This window comes from Sporomusa termitida, assembly GCF_007641255.1.
GTDB lineage: Bacteria > Bacillota > Negativicutes > Sporomusales > Sporomusaceae > Sporomusa > Sporomusa termitida.
Genome location: NZ_CP036259.1, coordinates 2,851,152 through 2,869,839, shown reverse-complemented (window position 1 = coordinate 2,869,839; position 18,688 = coordinate 2,851,152). Strand labels below are relative to the sequence as shown.

Below are 18,688 nucleotides of genomic sequence, written 5' to 3'. Positions count from 1 at the left end.
AGACTCAAGCCTGCGGTGCAGCAGGTGGAAAAAAGAATAACCAATGTCCGGCAGTATTGGGGTAGATTAGATTGACAAAACAGGAACAGATTAATCAATTAACTCAGAAGCTTTTGGATTGCGGCTATCATGCCGAGCAGATCAAACACATTGTGCGCGAAGCTTTGGAGGACGATACAGGCGATGCACAAGAAGATGTCATTATCGCAGTGCTGGAAACGTATCTGTCGTTTGGCATCAAATGTAAGAGGCAAGGACCCCGCGAGTAATAAGCAATATAGCCTATTGAGCCGGACACGCGGAAATTTCGTTGATGGACAAAGAGTAATATTGGCCTGAAAGAACATATACGATTAACAGAAAGAAACAATACAATAACGTTGGGATAGGTGCCCTTCGGGGCTTAATAGGGAAGTTTGGTGCAAAGCCAACACGGTCCCGCCACTGTAACGGGGAGCAATCTCGCACAATGCCACTGGAGTGAAAGCTTTGGGAAGGCGTGGGGCGCTATGAACCGGAGTCAGGAGAACTGCCTTATCCAGCAATCGCCATTTTACCTGCGAGTGACAGGGAGGAGATTACGAAAAACCAAGACCGGATTCCGGCTGGTTAGCGTAAGCACTCCCAACAAGGGAGTTTTTTTATTCGGTATTATTCGTTGGCTTTTCGGCCCATATTTTAAGGATTTATCAGCGTACAAGCTCTGTCCGCGAATACAACATATTGATTGGCATGTTGCCGAAGGGGGGCCTAACAGCGGTTCTGGATGCCGCCACCGTAGTTTACGGCGGTACGGATATCATGGCCGACGTCATAACCAAAGTAAAACAATAGCTAACAAATAGATAAAGTAAGAAACATCCTTATCTTATGGACAGGCAGCTTGCTGGCGGGGTAACATCCGGTATCCAGGGATGGTTAGGGATGGAAAGAAAAGGAATGATAAAAAATTTTAAATCATATCTATAAAGTCGTTTGGAACCGGACCCGCTCCTGTTGGCAGGTGGTATCCGAACTGGCGAAAAATAACGGCCGGGCGAAATCAGTTCGCGATCGCTGTGGCGCGAAAAGCCGGGTGGCTTGTGTCGCCTGTACACTGGCGCTGGGGGTAATGGCCTTGCCGGCGGTCGCTTGGGCGAACAACACTACGGCTGATTACCAATATATAGATCCGGGAACCGGGAGCAGGGATGCTTTTCTGAGTGGCGGTTATCAGCCGGCGAATGAGGCTACTAGCTATTATCCGCTACAGATTAACAGTTCGCAATTGAATTATACCTATAATGGCACCAATTATAATCTTTTTGGACTGACAGGGGCAAGAAATTTGTTCAGGGCCATAACTCCCCTGGCGGATGCCGGCAACAATCCGCAAAATATGCAGTATAATGCCTTGGCGGTCAAAATAAACGGAAAGTTGTATTGTTGGTCGGTCGTCACGGGGGTAAGCGGATCCAACTGGCTTACAAAAGGTTTCGTAGGTACTGGCGTTACCAATGTAATTAATGCTAATGAGAAGAACCTGTTAGATATTGCTACCCAGCAGCGTTTGGCGGATATTATGGCTCTTCCTGACGGCAGTGACAAAGAACAGCAACTGGCGGATTTTGTAAAGGAATATGCGCCGCAATATGAATACTACCTAGTTAAGCTTACGGACGCCGAATTAGCCAAAATGCAGGGGATGACTATGCCAGATGTGAATACGATTATTGCTACGCTACCTGACTACGAGGTAGTGGGAGAGAGTGCATTAAAACTGGAAGACACCTCCAGCTTGTTTCAATTTACGCAAACTGTTGCCAACCTAACGCCGGGACAGAAAACTTACGCCTATAATGAAGTAAAAGTCGGCGAGTCCAGCGACAATAGCTGGCGGCCGCTGGACCGGGTGCTCTATGGGGCAAGCGGCTCGGTTCTGGATACGGATTATGCTATTAATAAGAACTGGGTTATGGACAGTGACGGCAATCTTATTCCTAACAGCAGCGGCGGCACGATAGACTGGCAAAATGGTCAAAGCTTAGATCCTCTGCCAGCCGATGTAAGAACGGCGATTACGGTAAAAGATGTAAGCACCGTTAGCAATTCTGTTATCGACTTAACTTATGCGAATACCTCAGGCGAGGATCCATTGATCAATCATGTTATTAATTATAATGATTCTGGTGCAATCAGCAACGGTGAGATCGGCCTTATTCAGGGCTATTTTCTGTATGACAATGTAATCGGCAAAATAGTTGATTTCAGCGAATACACCAATGAACCCAATAGATACTCTCTACACAAGATTGCCCGCAGTCTGTTTATTGAAAATGCGACGTTAGCGGCAGGCACCACCTTTCGTTTAGGCAATTACAGCATGGATGCCGCGCTGCAGCATGCGCCGGCTAGCGGGACTGGCAAAATTAGTGATAGAGGGTTTGTGACCCCGAACGATTTCAACTCGGCGATGTATTTTAGCACCGGCAATACCGACAGCGTTTATATTACAACGGCTACGCAGGCCGACGCGCAATATGGCAAAACCAATCTAAACCTGCAGTTGGGCTGGGTGCCGGGCTTAGGATATCTGCCGGCGGGAGAAGCCGTGCTAAGAAGCAACGATAGTGGGCAGGTTAATTTGCCGGTATTAGTAGGCATCTTAAACGGCGCCGAAAACTTTACCGTGACGGCGCAAACATCTGTTGCCGACGGCGTCCTCAGCACCTATGAGATTACGCCGGTGATTGAGCAGACCGATAACTATTTCACCGATCCTGAGGATGCGGCTGCGAAAAAAGGAACCGCCTGGTGGCTGAAGAGCTATAGCTTTGTTGATACCGGCGAAATGTCGACGACCGGTAAAGCCGTCAGCGACAATTCGATTATCAATAATAACCTATGGCGCAGCAGTTACCTGAATATGTTCCGCCGTACCGCTGATTTGCATGGCCGCTATGGCGGCAGCACCGACCTGTACAGTGCGGCAGGGGCTGACGGCGACGGCCGGGAAAACGTCTGGGCCCAGGCTTATCACGGCAAAGTCGACGGCAAGAGCCGTTATGGCGGCAGCTTTGACCAAAGCTATAACGGGGTTCAAGTCGGTTACGACAAGCTTTTAAATAAAGCCTTCTACAACGGCAGAGTTTATACCGGTTTTTATCTCAATAAAATTGACGGCAAGTCGACTACGCAAAGCGGCAGCGGGGAGCAAGACAGCCTCGGCGGCGGATTGTACGGCACCTGGGTTGGCGATAAAGGGCATTATCTTGATGCAGGCGTAACCGCAAGCAAACTGAAAAATGAATTCAGCATGGTTGCCAATCTGGGCGACGGTACGGGTAACAGCGGCATAGTTGACGGTACGTCCCGCACCTGGGGCTACGGAATGGGCCTGCAATACGGTAAGCTCAATGCTTTGGCGGACAACTGGTGGTGGGAACCGGCCGCCTCCTTCTTCCTGGGGCATGTTGACGCAACCACGTATCAACTCAGCAATCATTTGCGGATTAATCAAAGAGGGTATGACAATGCCACCGGCAGGCTGCATCTGCGCTTGGGCAAAGAAATCAACGACAAAGGCACCATCTATGCCGGCGTCAATCTGGCCCATGAATTTGCCGGCGAACAGGATATTCATGCCGTGTATGGCTATCAAAACCGATCTATCGCCGCTGCCGGCGGCAAGGATACCTGGTGGGAATTTAATGTCGGCGGCACGATGAAGATTTCACCGGACGGCAATTTAAATCTTGATTTTGTAAAAACGACCGGCAGCGATATCGGCAGTGACTGGCGCATTGACGGCAAGCTGGACTTTGCCTGGGGCGGCTTTGGCGGCGGCAAAGGCGTGACCGGCAGCGGGGCCGCCGCTGACAGCGGCAGTGCGGCCGCAGTGCCTGGCGCTGACAAGGCCCAGACAACGACCGTAGTGATGGGACAGGCGCCGCCGGTTGAGCCGCGACTGCCGGAGCGGCAGGTGACGGCGCCAACAGAAGTACCGCCAAGTGTAGCAGAACCCAATCGTCCTGAAACAGCAGGTAATGCTGAAAATCAAGACAATACGACTGTAAGCTATTCGGCCAGTGAGGCTGCACCGGCAGTGACAGCAGACACAACTGTGGTCACGCTGCCAACCGGCGCCGCCAGTGAATTTGCCTTTGCCCCCGTCACCGTCGAGGCGGCCCGGCCTGACTGGGAAAAGAAGTTGAGCCCCGGCCAGGTATCGGTTATTTATCCCAATACCTATAAGGGGGAACAAAAGGACCTGCCGGCGATGCTGGAAGCGGTGCCGGGGCTCTATGTGCAGCGCATCACCGGCGCCGGTCACTATACGGTTGCCCGGGTGCGCGGCGCAACCGGCGCGCAGGTTAAGGTCTTTGTCGACGGGGTGTTAATGAACCTCAACAGCGAAAGCGCGGTTAATCTCTCAGCCATACCGGTGGATAATGTCGAGCGTATCGAAGTCTACCGCGGTTATGTGCCGGCCCGGTTCGGCGGCGCTCCGCTGGGCGGCGTGATCAACATTGTCACCAAAAAACCGGATCAATTGGGCGGCATGGTGTCGCAAGGCGTGAAATCCTACGGCGGCTATACCGGTAATTACCAGTTTACGGCGCCGGTCGGCAGCGGCAGCTTGCTGGCAACCTTCCAGCGCGATATCTGGGGCGGCGATTTTGATTTTTATGCTCATAATACGTATCCCCACGATAGCCCCCGCTATTGGGAGGGAGATGTTAAGCGGGCAAGCAACGGCTACCAAAACAGCAACGGCATGGTGAAATGGCAGGACGAGCAGTGGCTGGCCAAGGTGTCCTGGAAAAAACTCCATGAGGAACTGCCGGCCAGTGTCGGTAATAATCTTTATCCTAATGAGGGCTATAACCCGGGCGTACCAAGCACCTTGATTAATCTCAATAAAGAAAACTATGAAAAGGGCTTTTGGGACCGGGCGCAGGATATTGACCAGAAGGAATTCCTGCTGGGCCGCCGGGCTACGGCGGGCAACCTGGATTGGGGCTGGCAGGTCAGCTATCTGGACAACAAAAAGGATTATTTTAACACCGGCTATTATAAACGTCTCGCCGCTTTGCTGGCGGCAGGGGTTTCCAACGCCCCCATACCCGGCGCTGTCGTCGGTATGGAAGACCCGCAATATCCGGGGACACTGTGGGCCCATTACCATTCGAAAAAATGGGGCTTTAACCTGAATACGGCCTACAAAATGGGCGACAGTCACTTATTGGAATTCAGCGGCGACGTCAGTCGTGAAACCATGAAGGCCAATGTCAGCGAACAGGATACCCTGAATTTGAATCTTGGTTTAGGCAATCGAAAATATATCGATCAATATAAAATCCTGGAGTACCATTTCAGTCTGCAGGATACCATTACCCTGAATGAGGCCGGTGATTTCAAGCTGACGCCGGTCGTGCGAGCCGAAAAGGTGGACATGGAGACGATGAATGAAGCCGATAAAAAATGGCAATGGTCGGCCGGCACCGCCTTGCAAAAACAGCTCAACGACCATTGGAGCGTTAAGACCAGTTGGGGCACCTATAACCGCCATCCGAATTTCTATGAATTGTTTGGCGACGGCGCGACCATTATTCCTAATCCCGGCGCCAACAAACTATTCGACGCCGGTTCGCGCGGCACTTGGGAAAGCGGCAGCCAGTTTGACTTCAGCGTTAACTGGCAAGGCGAGCTGGCCCAAGCCGATACCGATACCGTCCTGACCTGGTTCCAGCGCCGGGCCAAAAATCAATTCGCGCTGTGGATGCCGATGGTGCCCAATGCGCCCAGCACCTATTTCCCGATGGACGAAGCCAAGGTCCATGGCCTCGAACTGACCCACAATATGAAATGGCAGCGCTTGAACCTAACCTTGGCCGGAACCTGGCAAAAACCGGAATATGCAGGGGCCAAGTCCTTGAGGGATGTCGAGAGCAACAGTGCCAAGACCTCGATTTCGTATACGCCGGAATGGGTCGTAAACGCGCGTCTGGATTACCGGTGGCCGGGTGATAAATTGAACACCTTTATTGAATATAATTACATGGCCGAGCAGTTTATCGGCCAGACCACTAACGGCGAAGATCCGGAGGATCGAGACAATTGGTGGATGGATGGTCTCAGCACCTTTAATATCGGCGCTAAATATAAATTCGACAACAATTGGAAACTGGCGGCTGGTATCAACGACATTTTTGATAAAGGACCGGAGGTTACCAAAACTTACGGCAAAGCAATCTATACGAATAATTATCCCTTAGCCGGCCGCATATATTACGCGACACTGGAATATAGTTTCTAATGGGGTTTGTTGGTGCTTGTTTCATAGCAGGCACAGCAATAATAGATACGGTCAGTAACCGGTTCGGCAGCAGCGCTGCCGATGCCAGGTTGCTCCTGTGTCAAAAAAATATAAAACGGAAAGGTGGTTTGTCAAATGTCAGAACCAAGAGCCTTGTTACAAGAATCGGTATTGGCGGCAGGTGTAATGAAGGATTATACTACACCGGGAGACCCTTACGGTTGCATCAGTCAGGTCGATAGTGCCGGAACCGTACATGCGGGAGTGGTAAAAACGTTACCGGGAGGCAACTACTTTGAGGGGCATGATGCGCGCGTTCTCAATTTTGTGAAGGGTTCAGAATACAAAGCGTTGGTAGTAGATTATACGTATAGCCCTACCAGTTCTTTATACGGTATTTTTGATCCGGCTGCTAATGGTATATGGGGAACGCCTGTAGTTAGGACAGATACCAATTGGGATATCAATAACCCCTATAGTATTGTCACGAACGGTAACGATATGTTCCTCATGGGCTATGACAGCCAAGACATTATTAAGGTTGATCTGACAACGTTCAATGCGGCCAGCGGCAATCCGTTTTTCACGTATACACCACTAGCGGGTAAAGAAGGCCATGGCGTGGATATGGATGCTGTTGAAATTGATGGAACACTTTATTTAGCCGCATTGTTTATCAATGCTGAAGGTTATTCTAATTATGGGAATTCACAGCTTGTGCTTGTCGAAGCAGCTACCGGTGATTTGGCTGCAACTATTGATCTTAATGCCAACGCCAATTCAATAGCTATTGCTGCGGACAACTTTGCCTATGTGACCAGCTTCGGGGGAGTACAACAGCCTGGCGGCAATGCTACTTCCCGATTGCAGGTGGTAGATCTTAATGCTAGTCCACCAGCTGTAACACAAACTATTGGCATAGTTACTCCTGTTACTGCCGGTGATTATGTCGATGTTGCGCTGGTTGATGCCAATGCCTATGTATTGACAGCCAATTTTGATGGTAGCTATTCAAACTATACCTATAGATTAGTAAGAACGACTCAAGCAAGTCTAAAAGCAGGTAATTTTGGAACATCAAGCACCTATTCAGCGACAGTTCCGTCCGGCGCTACTTGGCTGTTGGCTTACGACGGAATCGTACTGTGGTTTGTGCGGGCAACAGAAATTTATACGATTGATACTTCCGTTGCTTTGTCAAGCAGTGCGTTGACTCTTCGTGCAAATGCAGGACTCTATAATGCTACTACTAATCCCCAAGGTTTAGGTATTGACGATCCGCATGAGGTTTATGGACAGCTGAATACCGCCGCCGTGGTTATTCCGGCTGCTAGCGCAGCTCCGCGTGCCTTCGCCAGAGGCGCTTCCCATACTAAACATGCCAAAGTGATGTTACCGCCTGAAGAGCTTGAGAAATTCAAAGCAGCAGCAGTGCAAGCGGCAGCAGCGCAAGAGAAAAAATAGTTTGCTAATGTAAGATTGTAGCTGAATCCGCATCGTTTATACTCAGGCACTTACGGAACGGTGCGGATTCATTTATTAGTCTGCCAGAATTTACAAATAAATTCTGTGGACATAAGAACGACTAAGGCTTCTGCCGGCGTCCTAAGGGACTTGGCACAAGCCAAGTCTTTTCTTATGATTTTGCCGGAGAATTGGCGAGGATTTGCGGCAAGAACATAATAAAAGCACAATAAGAGGTGGAGGCTATGAACCAAGTACAAGCTGCGACCATAACCAAGGAGGAGCTGATTATGCTGGTGCCGCTGTTTTCCCCTAATCCCAGACTGCAGGAGATGAAAAAAACTCTTGCATTGACGCAGTCGGTGCAACAATGCCGGCCCTTTAACCTGATTAAGGAACCGGTGGCCAATCTGGCCGCGCTCCAGGCGGCCGTAGCAAAACACCGCCCTCAGATCGTACATATCGCCGCTGAATTTATGGAGAACGGCCGGGTGTATTTTGGTACGGTCCGCAGCCGCAACCGATCCTGGCCGATGACTGAGGTTTTAAGCAGCATCGCCGAGGCCGGCGCCAATACGGAACTGATATATTTCAACGGCCCCCTGAATAAAGATTTTATGCTTACTGACGATGATAACATAAATTTTGTTATCGGTGCGGATAAAAAACTATGTACTGCCGCGGTGCGGCAAAAATTCACGGCCTTGTTTTATTTGTTCGTCGGGTTAGGCAATTCGGTCGGCATAGCGTATAGGCAAGCTTGGCAGCAACTGCCTGTAGAACTGCAGGATATTCGCCCCTTGGCGATAGCTTTACGCTATAGGCTATCCCTTAATCCGGCCGAAGTAGGAATCCATAAGTGAGGTTCCTTTTACCAACGTGCTATGCTTTGGCAATTCGCTGGGAGCGGCTTTTGCCGCGACCTGGCGGGCGCTTCCGCCGGGAATCAACGCCCCGTCCGGCCGTCACACAAAAATCAGGCAGCAAACAGGCCCGGACAACTGTCCGGGCCTGTTTGCTCATAGGACCCTGTCTTTGCATATCGCCAACGAAAGGAGCAAGGACCATGCAAAAAACAAAACGGCTTGCCCTGGTCAGGGCACTACCAAGCGCGCCGTTTGTCGCCGCCGCCAACCCCGGTCGCCGGTTCTGGCAACCTGGGAATCCACCGGAAGTGTGGGCTAAATTCTCGGCCAAGCTCAATCCCAAAATCGAGATCGTGCGGTTCGCCCGCAAACGGGAAGCCGGGATCAAACGGGAAAATACTCATTAGTGTTGGCCCGGCTGCTGCAAGAAGAAATGGCCGGCGAGATCAAGACCTTTCTGGCGCTGTATAAACAACTCCAGAGACAAGGTACGTAAGCAGGGAAATAACGGGATAACAAATTTTTATAGAGGGAGAGGGTACATATGACCGATAATGAGCGAAAACATACCTGGCTGCAGAAAAAGGCCGAGCTGGCGCGACTGAAAAGCGACGAGGCGCAAGCGTTACTGGAACTATTTGAACAGAACGAGCTCTTGAAGGCAGACCTGGATGCCGGCGGGACGCTGGAGAGCCCCATAAACCAGACGGCTGTCCAAAATGCCGAGCAACGCGTCAAGCAAAGTGCGGAACATGTGCTGTACGACCTGGCTCCGCGCATCAAGCAACAGGAAGAGGAAATCGCTGACCTGGAACAGCAACTGTAAAGGAGAAGGAGGATTGTCATGAATACACATGTTATTTTGCCTGACAACAGAGAAGTGGGGACGGGTTGGTTGCCGCCCCTGCCTGATCTGCGCGACTATACTGAATGCCATCCCAACCTGCAGGAAACCATCAAACGCCTGGAAATTGAGGATGACACGCCACTGCCGGACAAAATGGATTTGCGCCAGTGGTGCAGCACACCCGTCCCGGAACAGGGCAAACTGGGGGCCTGCACCGCCCATGCGGCGGCGGCCATTATTGAGTACTTTCAGAACCGGGCCTTTGGGAAACATTTTACTGCCTCGCGGCTATTCATTTATAAAAATGCCCGCAACCTCCAGAGCGTGACCGGCGATCAAGGGGCCTACATCCGGGATACCATGGGTGCTTTGGCGTTGTGCGGCGTGCCGCCGGAAAAGTACTGGCCCTATACCGACAAGGACCCTGATTTTAATAATGAGCCGACTTCGTTCGTCTACGCAGTGGCGGACAATTACGAGGCGTTGCAGTATTTCTGCCACGATCCCGCCGGCAACAATACGGTCCCGGCCGATGTCTTGCGCAGCGTAAAAAAGTATCTGGCGGCCGGTGTGCCTTCCATGTTCGGCTTTTACGGCTTCGCTTCGTTTACCGATACCGATGTTCCCGGCAATATTCCCGGTCCCGGCCCGGATGAAAAGGCCAGTTGGAGCCACGCAGTAGCGACCTTTGGTTATGACGATACATTAAAAATTAAAAACACCCGATATGACCGGGAAACCACCGGGGCGCTTTTAATCCGCAACTCCTGGGGCAGCACCTGGGGCGACGCCGGCTACGGCTGGCTGCCGTATGAATATGTACTCAATAAGCTGGCGACCGATTTCTGGTCACTATTAAACATGGAATGGATTGCCACAGATCATTTTGGTATGTAGGCGAGAAGCTAGTGTTTTTTGAACAGGCCAAGGCAGCATTAATACTGGAAGGGATACTGGAAAAACACGCCGTTAAAGAGGGCTTGACCCGGCGCAGCTCGTGCTGGTCAAAGCCTGAAAAAATACAGATAGAGAGAGTAGAACAATGAAACAAGAAGAGGGGAAAATATCTCTTGACTTAGTGCCGTTTATGGCCAAAGGGATCGCGCAGAAGGCAGCGGCCAGGAGTGAACTGGACGCCGTCTACGCGGACCGCGGAATACACATTGAACGTGCTTCTTCGCCTAAAGTGCAAGTTTACAACCGCTATTACCGGGAAAGCGACATCTTGACGGAACTGTACTGTCAAAAAGCCACTGATTTTATTTTCACTGCTTTGAACGAACATGATGCCGGTCAAGCCGATAAACCCGCGCTGACGGCTTTAGAGCAAATGCTGAAAAAGTGCTGGTGGCGGATTTATACCTATGTCAAGGCAAGCGGCCCGGAAGTCCGGTTTGAATCGTTTTGGCAGAAATTAATGGCAAAAGCAGCAGCACCGACGCAGTGTGAACTGCGTAATTTACCTGCTTGGCCGCCGGTGGGGCAACCTCATTCCCGAAAACAGAAAGCAACGACAAAATATGCCCTGGACGGAGATTTTCCTGTATTTTGGTTTCTGACTAATCTTTTTGAAAAAACCATCACAGAGAAAGGCTATTACTTTCAGCAGCACTTGGAGGCCCATCTGAACGAACAGGAACGGATGAACAAGAAGCCGAAACGGAAACCGCTAATCCTTATGGAGCCGCAAAAAAAACTGGCCGGTGCGCTATGGCAGTTCATCAGTCAAAAACTAAAAGGCATCCCAACCAGCTTAAATGAGTACTTTTATACCCAGGAATACAAGCAAAATGCCCAAACATCGCTGTTTAAACAGGAAAATTTCGGCGACTTGCCGGTCAGCGCGATGAAGCATGTGAGCGTTAGCCGCCAAGAGCTAAAGAGGGCCATCGACTTGCTGGTCGCCGGCCTGCCGGCCGAAACGGAAGTTACCGATGAGCTCAAACAAAGCTCTCTCGAATACTTCAAGCAAATATTGTTGGTCCGCGCCTGTGCTGTCCAATATGAAAAACTGAGAACCTTTGCACTGGAACAAAGCCGGCTGGTCGACAAGGCCGTATTCCGCCCGTTGGAACTGGCCAGGCTAAAAGAACAACTGGCCCAGGCCGGGCAAAAAAATTGCGAACTGGAAGCCTTGCTGGCAAAAACAAACCAAAACCCGATGCTGGAAGACTTGCTGGCGCAGAAGCAAAACGCCTTGAACGAGCTGCAACTGAAGTTGGAGAAAAGCGAAAGCGCGGCCAAAAAAGAGATAGCCCATCTGCAGGAAAAACTGGGTGCAGAACGGGAGGCTAACCAGGCGCTCAGGGGGCTTTTAGATGCGGAACAACAGCAGAACGAACAAGACTCTGACCTTAGTCCCGGGATATTGGCCCAAATAGCGCTGCTTAAAGTCGTCGTTCTTGGCGGACGGACGGACTGGCAGCAAAGAGTAAAGCAAAAGTATCCAAACTTTATTTGTATATCCTCAAAAGAGGTAAAGTTTGACTTGTCGGTACTGGATGCCGCCGATGTGATTGTGATCAACTGGCGGTTTTTAGGCCATAGCTTATTTTACAGAACAATGCGTTATGCCGACAAATACAATAAAAAAGTGGCATATCTAGGTAATAGTAACGATAAGCATCTGCTGCAAGCGCTATACCGGGAATGTATATTGGCCCTAAAGGGAGCCGCCGTTACCTGAAAGGAGGTATCTATATGAAAACGTAGTGCTGCCTGACAACAGAACGGTGGGGACAGGCTGGGCTGGCGATCTGGCGATTACATGCTGTTCAGCGTGGAGGCGGCGCGGTACCGGGATGACTTCCGCTATTTTCGAATACAATAGTTTGTTGTATTTGGCGATTGATATGGCTTTCCTTGCTGGACAAGCTAAAAAGTGCGACGATTAAAAATGAATATTGGCTAAATGACAGGGTACTGGCGATCAACCCGGAAGCAACCGGGAAGAAAATTGCCCCGTACTGGCCAACGATCAATTTGATGACGCCGCCGTTACCGACACCATTGTAACCATGGTTGTAAAAGGTGAAATAAACTAGGGCACTTAATCTGATCTGGCAGGGAGCAGAATATATGATTTTATTTCTAAAGATTTACCTGGCGGTTGCGTTAATCAGCTTGGTCATTATAATAATTTGCTTAGATAACGCACCTGTCATCGAAGAGGACCCATTGCCGGGAGATATTAGTCTGAAATTGAAAGATTCAAACCATCGGGAATGATTTTTGTGAATATAAACGATATGAGTGCGAAAACATGAGTACTGTAAGAGATCAATCAGTAACTTATTTGATTACACTTTTAAATCATATGAAGGAGGGTAACTTTATGATTGAGATTCCACAAGACTCTTTTCGTTTATATTTTCGGGATGTGTGCGGCGTGTTCAAATGGCAAAAGTTGTTTCAAGGGGATATTATCTGCGACAAAAACCTGCTCCTCGAATTTCTTGGTAATGCAATAACACAAAGTTTAGTTTGGACAATGGACCATTTTGACATATTCTTTGAAAACTGTACTTCCTATCAATTCAATACGCCGACTGAAGATCAAATTTTGTATGCCATAGATAATGCAACTCCAAATACAATTCAGGAGATCGGTGAGGCAGGGATTCCGTTTCAGGTATTCTTTCGGCCGGTCGGTAAAAATAAGTGGATTTGGATGCCTAAATACAATTCGATTGTTTGTGATCTAAATCATATAACAGAACTTACTTTATATGGACTTATGAAAGATGTGCTAAGCAACCTGGATCGATTTGACATATATTACACAGGCAGTGAAGAATTGCCCGAAAAAGTAGATGTGGACGCTTTAGTTAAGGCAATTCAAAAAGAAGCGGGGAAAAACTAATTTTTTTCCTGCTTTTCTTTTTCAAGTTTTTCCCATGAATTTATAATTGCCTCCAGCATACTAAGAGGAAAGCCCATCTTTTCGGCCCGCTCCCCCAGCACAATATAAGGAGTTTTTTCGTTAGGGGGGATAGGTTCTGATGTAGACGTTTGCCCGGAACGCAGCACGACATTTTCCAGGTAGAAATAGCATAGATCAACATTCAAGGCTTCAGCAAACTTTGTGGCAGTTTTAGTATTCGGAAACTCTTTGCCAGTCTCATAGCGTGAAATTTTACTTTGCCTGACGCCTGTTAGTGCTTCAAGTTCTTCCATGGTAAGACGTTTCAATTTACGGATTTGTCTAAGTTTATGACCTAAAAATTTCAATCAATCAAAGCCTCCTTTTTTTTAATCAAAATGACTAACATATATTAGTATACAATATTTATAACTGTTACGGTAAAGAACATATTACCAATTGACTAATTATAACGGTAAACATTATAATTCGATGTGAGGTAAACATCATATGTTACTGCGGTTTTAGTTTTTTAAGAAGAAATGGAGTGTTTTACCAAATTAAAAATTAGGAGGATTTTTTTGCCAAAACAAGTGAAATGCCCAATCTGTGGCCGACGCCTGTTTGATATTGAAGGGAATTCTATCGGTCTAATCGCAATAAAGTGTGTGCAATGCAAGCAAATTACAACGTTGCACCTATCAAAATTAGGTAAGCGTCCCCAGATCCAAATCGCATAGTGTAGGGAATATCGAGCCAGTGGAGTTGTTTTAAACTACCTAAAAGGGGCTGTCGCACAAAGGGAAAATTACGCTATATATTGTGTTTATCTTAAATAATAATCACAATATATAGTGAAGGGAACCCTTGGTGCGACAGCCCCTTTTTTACTTTTATGGAGAAAGCAAATAACTAAAATAACATAAATACCGAGCAACGGAACCAAACGGTTTAGAACCGTTTCGAGTTACCAAATAGCCGGATGAAGCTAATTTTTATTAGCTTCATCCGGCTATTTTTTTTATGCCTAAAAAGGAGTGAAGCGACCAATGAAAATCAAGTATGAATTTCTGACAGGAGAGAGCGTGGAGATTGAAGTGTCGGAGACCATCGGCAAAGCGCTGACTGGAATTGACAAGGAAGCCAAAAACAGCGACCGTCGGGAAACCCGCCGGCATCATTCGATTGATGCTTTGGGAGAGTTAGGCGTTCAACTGGCAGCTACCAGTGAGGAACTTACTGACACCATCGAAATGCGAGAAACAAGGGAAGCGCTACGCCAGGCGCTCGGCAAGCTACTGCCTCAGCAACGCAAATTGGTTCAAAAAATTTATTTTGATGGAAAATCAATCTCGGAAATTGCGCATGAAGAAGGCGTTGCCCCGCAGAGCGTTCATGAGCGGCTGAACCGGATTTACAAGCGGCTTAGAAAAATACTGATCACGATTGTTGAGTAATATCCAAAATTTACAAGAAAAAACTTTTGAATTAGGCCCCTGATTTTCGCCATTTTCGTGGCTATAAGGTAGAGGCGATTTATGGCCTCAAAACACACGAAAGAGGTGAAACGGTGGAAATTTGGATTGATGGTGTTCAGATTAAAATTCCCAAGGACAGTAAGCTCAAGTCCATTACGATTTCAAAGCTAGACAGTAAAGCGGCGAAAAGAAGAGCACTAGACCTGGTAGACAAGCTGTTCCAGCCGCTCCTTCGCGAGGGGCAGCAGCAGTGCGATTGAACAGTGACAAAGTCCAGCAGCTCCTTGACGATTACAAACTGAACCGATCCCGGCTTGCCCGGCAAATCGGCATCAGCCGGGGCGCACTGTCGAATGCGTTGGCCGGCCGGCGAACCGCAGGGAAGAAACTGCTGGCCGGTCTAATCCGGGCCTTTCCCGATGAAACCATTGCAACCTTAACACTCTCTGAAAGGCAGGTGGAAGGTTGAAATTTGTGTACGTTTGCTCTCCCTTACGTGGAGACATAGAAACCAATATCCGGCGGGCGCACGGCTACTGCCGGTTCATCATCCAGCGAGGGGAATTGCCGCTGGCGCCGCACGCCATATTCACCGCATTTCTGGACGACACCATACCCCAGGAGCGGCGCCTGGGAATGGCCCTTGGCATTGAACTCCTGAAGCGCTCAGACGAACTCTGGGTGTTCGGCAAGAGGATTACCGAAGGCATGCGTTCTGAGATTGAAGTGGCGGAAGAACGAAACATTCCCATTGTTTACTTTGATGAACGCTGCGAAAAGAGTACCTTTCACGCGGAACCATGATCAAGCTATATCCCCATCAGGAAAAGAGCCTTTTCGTGACCAGATACAAAAACCGGGTGGCCTATTATCTAGACATGGGCCTCGGCAAAACCTTTGTCGCCGGCGAAAAGGCGAAAGAGTTGGATAAGCCGGTCCTGGTCGTGTGCCAGAAATCCAAGATCAACGACTGGAAGGAGCATTTTCAAACCCACTATGAACAACTTCCGGTGTCTGTGATTAACTACGATCTGGCTTGGCGGCGGAGCGAGTATCTCAACTGGGCGGACTTTACGCTGATCCTTGACGAATCCAGCCTGATCAAAAACGAAACGGCCAAGCGCACCAAATATGTTCTTCATCTGAAGCCGGCCAATGTCATCCTGTTATCCGGGACCCCTACGGGCGGCAAATATGAAGAACTGTGGAGCCAGTGCCGTCTGCTTGGCTGGAATATATCGAAAAAGCTGTTCTATGAGCATTACATCATTACCGAAAAAATTGAAGTCTGCGGGTTTCCTTTAACTAAAGTGGTCGGATATAAAAACGTCGACCGGTTGAAAGCCAAGCTGCGCCAGTACGGAGCCGTATTCATGAAGACCGAAGAAGTGTTTGACCTGCCGGAACGAGTGGAAACCGTGACCAAGATCAAGGCGACCAAGGAGTATCGCCAGTTTAAACGGGACCGGTATCTGGCCCTGGACAGCACGGAACTGGTCGGCGATACACCGCTGAAGAAGTTGCTTTACCAGCGGCAACTCTGCGGCCAGTTTAATAAAAACAAGCTGTCGGCTATGCGCGACCTGCTCGACTCGAACAATGACCGGGTCATTGTCTTCTACAACTTTACCGCCGAGTTTGACCTGATTAAAACCCTGACCGACCGGCCGATCAGCTATATTAACGGGGCCGGGACGGATTTGGCAAATTACGAGACCTATTCGAACAGTATCACCTGCGTCCAGTACACGGCCGGAGCAATGGGCCACAATTTACAACGCAGCAACATCATCATCTATTTCACGCTGCCCCTAAGCTCCGAACTTTTCGAGCAATCCAAAAAGCGGATTCACCGGATCGGCCAGAATAGAACCTGCTTTTACTACTATCCCTTAACCGAGAAATCGGTGGAAGAAAAAATACTCAAAGTGCTAAAGCAGCGCCGGGACTTTACCGACGCGCTGTTTAAGGAGGAGGCCGGTTGACGGAAAAACAGTTTCAGGACAAGGTTATAGCTTTTTTACGCTCCCGAAAAATCTACCACGTGAAGGTATGGGGCGGCGGCTTTCAGACGGCCGGCATTCCCGACATACTCTGCTGCATAAACGGTCGGTTTGTCGCCCTGGAACTCAAGAGCGAAAAAGGCAAGGCAACTGTTCTGCAAAAATACAACATCTTCAAAATCCAGGAGGCGGGAGGGCATGCCCGTATACTCCGCCCGTCGGAATTTGAAGGGTTCAAAAGGCAGGTGCTTACCGGTGCGATTTAGCCACAGCAGAGTCAGCAGCTTTGTCCAGTGCCCGTACAAATTCAAGCTCCGTTATCTGGACGGACTGGAAACCATCCAAGACCCGTCGGCGGAAAATGCCCTTGTGATCGGTAAGGCCATGCATATGGGAATTGAGGAGGGCATACCGGAGGCAGTGCAATGGTATGCCGAGCAGTTTAGCATCCTTACCGACCTTCATATCCACGAAATTATCAAGCTGGAAATCCTGCTGCCGAAAGTGCGGGCGCTGATTGACTACGACACGTCCACCTTCGAGCTTGAAGTCAAGACAGAGGACTTCGTCGGCTATATCGATCTCATTGTCAGAAATGGCGGTGGTACGGTCGATATCTTCGACTTCAAGTATTCGAACAACGTGGACCGATATCTGGAATCTGAACAGCTTCACCTGTATAAGTACTACCTGGAAAAAGTCCATCGCCTAAAAGTGAGCCGCCTGGGATATATCTTTATCCCCAAGACGTCGATCAGGCAAAAGATAACTGAAGATTTATACCAGTTCCGGCGGCGCTTGGTCGAGACGCTGCATGGATTACGGGTAACGGTATCAGAGGTTGAGTATGACCCGCAAAAAGTAGATCAGTTCTTTCAGAACATTGAGCGCATTCATGAAGCCGCCGACTATCCGAAGAACCCCACAAAGCTGTGCGACTGGTGCGATTACCAGGAATATTGCATGAGAGGAATTGATTATATGTTGATACTTCCCAAAAATGAACGGGTGCCGGTGGACAGGGAGACTGCCCCAGTGCTGTGGCTGTACGGCGTGCCGTTCAGCGGCAAAACCACCTTTGCCAATCAGGCCCCGGACGTGCTGCACTTGAACACCGACGGCAATGTCAAATACGTCGACGGTGCTCGGATCATCATCCGGGATGAAATCAAGGTGAGTGGCCGGATTAAGGACACGGTGTTTGCCTGGCAGATGTTTAAGGACGCCGTGGAAACGCTGTGCATCGGCCAGCACGACTTTAAGACCATCGTTATTGATCTAGTAGAAGACCTCCTGGAACACTGCCGGATTTACATGTACGACAAGCTCGGAATTACCCATGAAGCCGACGCCGGTTACGGCAAGGGCTACGACATGGTGCGGACCGAGTTTTTGCCCCATATCCGCCGCCTTACCAATGCGGGCTACGGAATCATATTACTTAGCCATGAAATTGTCGCAGAGATCACGAAACGCAACGGTGATAAAATCACCACGATTAAGCCTAACCTGCAGGATAAATACGCAAACAAAATCGCCGGCATGGTCGATATTGTCGGCCGGGTCATTATCGAGGAAGACGACCGCCGCTTTATCAAGTTCAAAACCGACAGCGTCCAGTTTGGTGGCGGCCGGCTGAAATTCGGCACCGACCGGGTAGAGCTTGATTATAACAAATTCATGGAACTGTACCGGACAGCCAAGCCGGAGGCAGACACTAAGCCTAGACCAACGCCTCAAGCGGCGGCTGCCGATGAGCCGGCGGGGGAAGCTCCCGAAAAAACAGGGGTTGAAGTGCCAATCGAGGCAGCAGCTCCTGCCGGTGGGGACAAGCCTAAAAGACGTTCCAGAAAATCTGCGTAATTGAATG

General features: G+C 49.3%; 19 protein-coding genes and 1 riboswitch. Of the genes, 17 read left to right on the top strand and 2 right to left on the bottom strand.

Features of this window, described 5'->3' with window-relative positions:
• Window positions 1-71 precede the first annotated feature (71 nt).
• The 4 genes from SPTER_RS13605 (at window position 72) to SPTER_RS13590 (ending at window position 8,625) form a co-directional block, all read left to right on the top strand.
• On the top strand, window positions 72-269 hold the full coding sequence (locus SPTER_RS13605; protein ID WP_144350883.1) for a hypothetical protein: 198 nt from the start codon (window positions 72-74) through the stop codon (window positions 267-269).
• A gap of 101 nt (window positions 270-370) precedes the next feature.
• Window positions 371-551, top strand: a riboswitch (cobalamin riboswitch).
• Window positions 552-1,003: 452 nt separating this feature from the next.
• On the top strand, window positions 1,004-6,298 hold the full coding sequence (locus tag SPTER_RS13600; protein WP_144350882.1) for a TonB-dependent receptor domain-containing protein: 5,295 nt from the start codon (window positions 1,004-1,006) through the stop codon (window positions 6,296-6,298).
• A gap of 135 nt (window positions 6,299-6,433) precedes the next feature.
• Window positions 6,434-7,762 carry a hypothetical protein gene (locus SPTER_RS13595; RefSeq protein WP_144350881.1) on the top strand — a complete coding sequence of 443 codons (1,329 nt, stop codon included), beginning with the start codon at window positions 6,434-6,436 and terminating at the stop codon, window positions 7,760-7,762.
• Window positions 7,763-8,007: 245 nt separating this feature from the next.
• The gene (locus SPTER_RS13590) at window positions 8,008-8,625 is read left to right on the top strand and encodes a hypothetical protein (protein WP_144350880.1); all 618 of its coding nucleotides are present in this window, start codon (window positions 8,008-8,010) and stop codon (window positions 8,623-8,625) included.
• A gap of 19 nt (window positions 8,626-8,644) precedes the next feature.
• On the opposite strand, the gene SPTER_RS24785 is transcribed toward SPTER_RS13590, so the two are convergent.
• Window positions 8,645-8,803, bottom strand: coding sequence for a hypothetical protein (locus SPTER_RS24785; RefSeq protein ID WP_170233271.1), 159 nt, complete (start codon window positions 8,801-8,803; stop codon window positions 8,645-8,647).
• Between the two features lie 25 nt (window positions 8,804-8,828).
• Here SPTER_RS24785 and SPTER_RS13585 point away from each other — a divergent pair, with 25 nt between their 5' ends.
• The 6 genes from SPTER_RS13585 to SPTER_RS13565 all read left to right on the top strand — a co-directional run bounded on the left by SPTER_RS13585 (window position 8,829) and on the right by SPTER_RS13565 (window position 13,337).
• Entirely contained in the window at window positions 8,829-9,035 is a 207-nt protein-coding gene (locus SPTER_RS13585; protein ID WP_144350879.1) for a hypothetical protein, read from the top strand.
• 137 nt (window positions 9,036-9,172) lie between these two features.
• Window positions 9,173-9,454 carry a hypothetical protein gene (locus tag SPTER_RS13580; RefSeq protein WP_144350878.1) on the top strand — a complete coding sequence of 94 codons (282 nt, stop codon included), beginning with the start codon at window positions 9,173-9,175 and terminating at the stop codon, window positions 9,452-9,454.
• An 18-nt stretch (window positions 9,455-9,472) separates the two neighbouring features.
• Window positions 9,473-10,372, top strand: coding sequence for a C1 family peptidase (locus tag SPTER_RS13575; protein WP_144350877.1), 900 nt, complete (start codon window positions 9,473-9,475; stop codon window positions 10,370-10,372).
• Between the two features lie 145 nt (window positions 10,373-10,517).
• Window positions 10,518-12,161, top strand: coding sequence for a hypothetical protein (locus SPTER_RS13570; protein WP_144350876.1), 1,644 nt, complete (start codon window positions 10,518-10,520; stop codon window positions 12,159-12,161).
• Window positions 12,162-12,322: 161 nt separating this feature from the next.
• A complete protein-coding gene (locus SPTER_RS24780) occupies window positions 12,323-12,490 on the top strand; it encodes a hypothetical protein (protein WP_170233270.1) in 168 nt (55 codons plus the stop codon).
• Between the two features lie 319 nt (window positions 12,491-12,809).
• Window positions 12,810-13,337, top strand: coding sequence for a hypothetical protein (locus SPTER_RS13565; protein ID WP_144350875.1), 528 nt, complete (start codon window positions 12,810-12,812; stop codon window positions 13,335-13,337).
• On the opposite strand, the gene SPTER_RS13560 is transcribed toward SPTER_RS13565, so the two are convergent.
• Window positions 13,334-13,705: a helix-turn-helix domain-containing protein gene (locus SPTER_RS13560; RefSeq protein WP_144350874.1), complete on the bottom strand. Its 372-nt coding sequence runs from the start codon at window positions 13,703-13,705 to the stop codon at window positions 13,334-13,336. The two genes, SPTER_RS13565 and SPTER_RS13560, sit on opposite strands and share 4 nt — an antisense overlap.
• 681 nt (window positions 13,706-14,386) lie before the next feature.
• Here SPTER_RS13560 and SPTER_RS13555 point away from each other — a divergent pair.
• The 7 genes from SPTER_RS13555 to SPTER_RS13530 all read left to right on the top strand — a co-directional run bounded on the left by SPTER_RS13555 (window position 14,387) and on the right by SPTER_RS13530 (window position 18,681).
• Window positions 14,387-14,794, top strand: a complete 408-nt coding sequence (locus tag SPTER_RS13555; protein ID WP_144350873.1) for an RNA polymerase sigma factor — start codon at window positions 14,387-14,389, stop codon at window positions 14,792-14,794.
• A gap of 113 nt (window positions 14,795-14,907) precedes the next feature.
• Window positions 14,908-15,075: a hypothetical protein gene (locus SPTER_RS24775; protein ID WP_170233269.1), complete on the top strand. Its 168-nt coding sequence runs from the start codon at window positions 14,908-14,910 to the stop codon at window positions 15,073-15,075.
• Window positions 15,066-15,284: an XRE family transcriptional regulator gene (locus SPTER_RS13550; RefSeq protein WP_144350872.1), complete on the top strand. Its 219-nt coding sequence runs from the start codon at window positions 15,066-15,068 to the stop codon at window positions 15,282-15,284. Before SPTER_RS24775 ends, SPTER_RS13550 begins: the two co-directional genes overlap by 10 nt.
• A gap of 5 nt (window positions 15,285-15,289) precedes the next feature.
• Window positions 15,290-15,619: a DUF7768 domain-containing protein gene (locus tag SPTER_RS13545; protein ID WP_211367283.1), complete on the top strand. Its 330-nt coding sequence runs from the start codon at window positions 15,290-15,292 to the stop codon at window positions 15,617-15,619.
• A gap of 35 nt (window positions 15,620-15,654) precedes the next feature.
• Complete coding sequence (locus tag SPTER_RS13540) at window positions 15,655-16,800, top strand: SNF2-related protein (protein WP_211367282.1); 1,146 nt, start codon at window positions 15,655-15,657, stop codon at window positions 16,798-16,800.
• Complete coding sequence (locus SPTER_RS13535) at window positions 16,797-17,084, top strand: VRR-NUC domain-containing protein (protein ID WP_144350869.1); 288 nt, start codon at window positions 16,797-16,799, stop codon at window positions 17,082-17,084. The genes SPTER_RS13540 and SPTER_RS13535 overlap by 4 nt, the downstream gene beginning before the upstream one ends.
• Window positions 17,074-18,681 carry an AAA family ATPase gene (locus SPTER_RS13530; RefSeq protein WP_170233268.1) on the top strand — a complete coding sequence of 536 codons (1,608 nt, stop codon included), beginning with the start codon at window positions 17,074-17,076 and terminating at the stop codon, window positions 18,679-18,681. Before SPTER_RS13535 ends, SPTER_RS13530 begins: the two co-directional genes overlap by 11 nt.
• The last annotated feature ends 7 nt before the right edge of the window (window positions 18,682-18,688 follow it).

Bases quoted from the DNA above. Each gene is read 5' to 3' on its own strand.
- SPTER_RS13555 (WP_144350873.1), top strand. From the start codon at position 14,387: ATGAAAATCAAGTATGAATTTCTGACAGGAGAGAGCGTGGAGATTGAA.
- SPTER_RS13595 (WP_144350881.1), top strand. From the start codon at position 6,434: ATGTCAGAACCAAGAGCCTTGTTACAAGAATCGGTATTGGCGGCAGGT.
- SPTER_RS13580 (WP_144350878.1), top strand. From the start codon at position 9,173: ATGACCGATAATGAGCGAAAACATACCTGGCTGCAGAAAAAGGCCGAG.
- SPTER_RS13575 (WP_144350877.1), top strand. From the start codon at position 9,473: ATGAATACACATGTTATTTTGCCTGACAACAGAGAAGTGGGGACGGGT.
- SPTER_RS13565 (WP_144350875.1), top strand. From the start codon at position 12,810: ATGATTGAGATTCCACAAGACTCTTTTCGTTTATATTTTCGGGATGTG.
- SPTER_RS13585 (WP_144350879.1), top strand. From the start codon at position 8,829: ATGCAAAAAACAAAACGGCTTGCCCTGGTCAGGGCACTACCAAGCGCG.
- SPTER_RS13590 (WP_144350880.1), top strand. From the start codon at position 8,008: ATGAACCAAGTACAAGCTGCGACCATAACCAAGGAGGAGCTGATTATG.
- SPTER_RS24785 (WP_170233271.1), bottom strand. From the start codon at position 8,803: ATGCAAAGACAGGGTCCTATGAGCAAACAGGCCCGGACAGTTGTCCGG.
- SPTER_RS13570 (WP_144350876.1), top strand. From the start codon at position 10,518: ATGAAACAAGAAGAGGGGAAAATATCTCTTGACTTAGTGCCGTTTATG.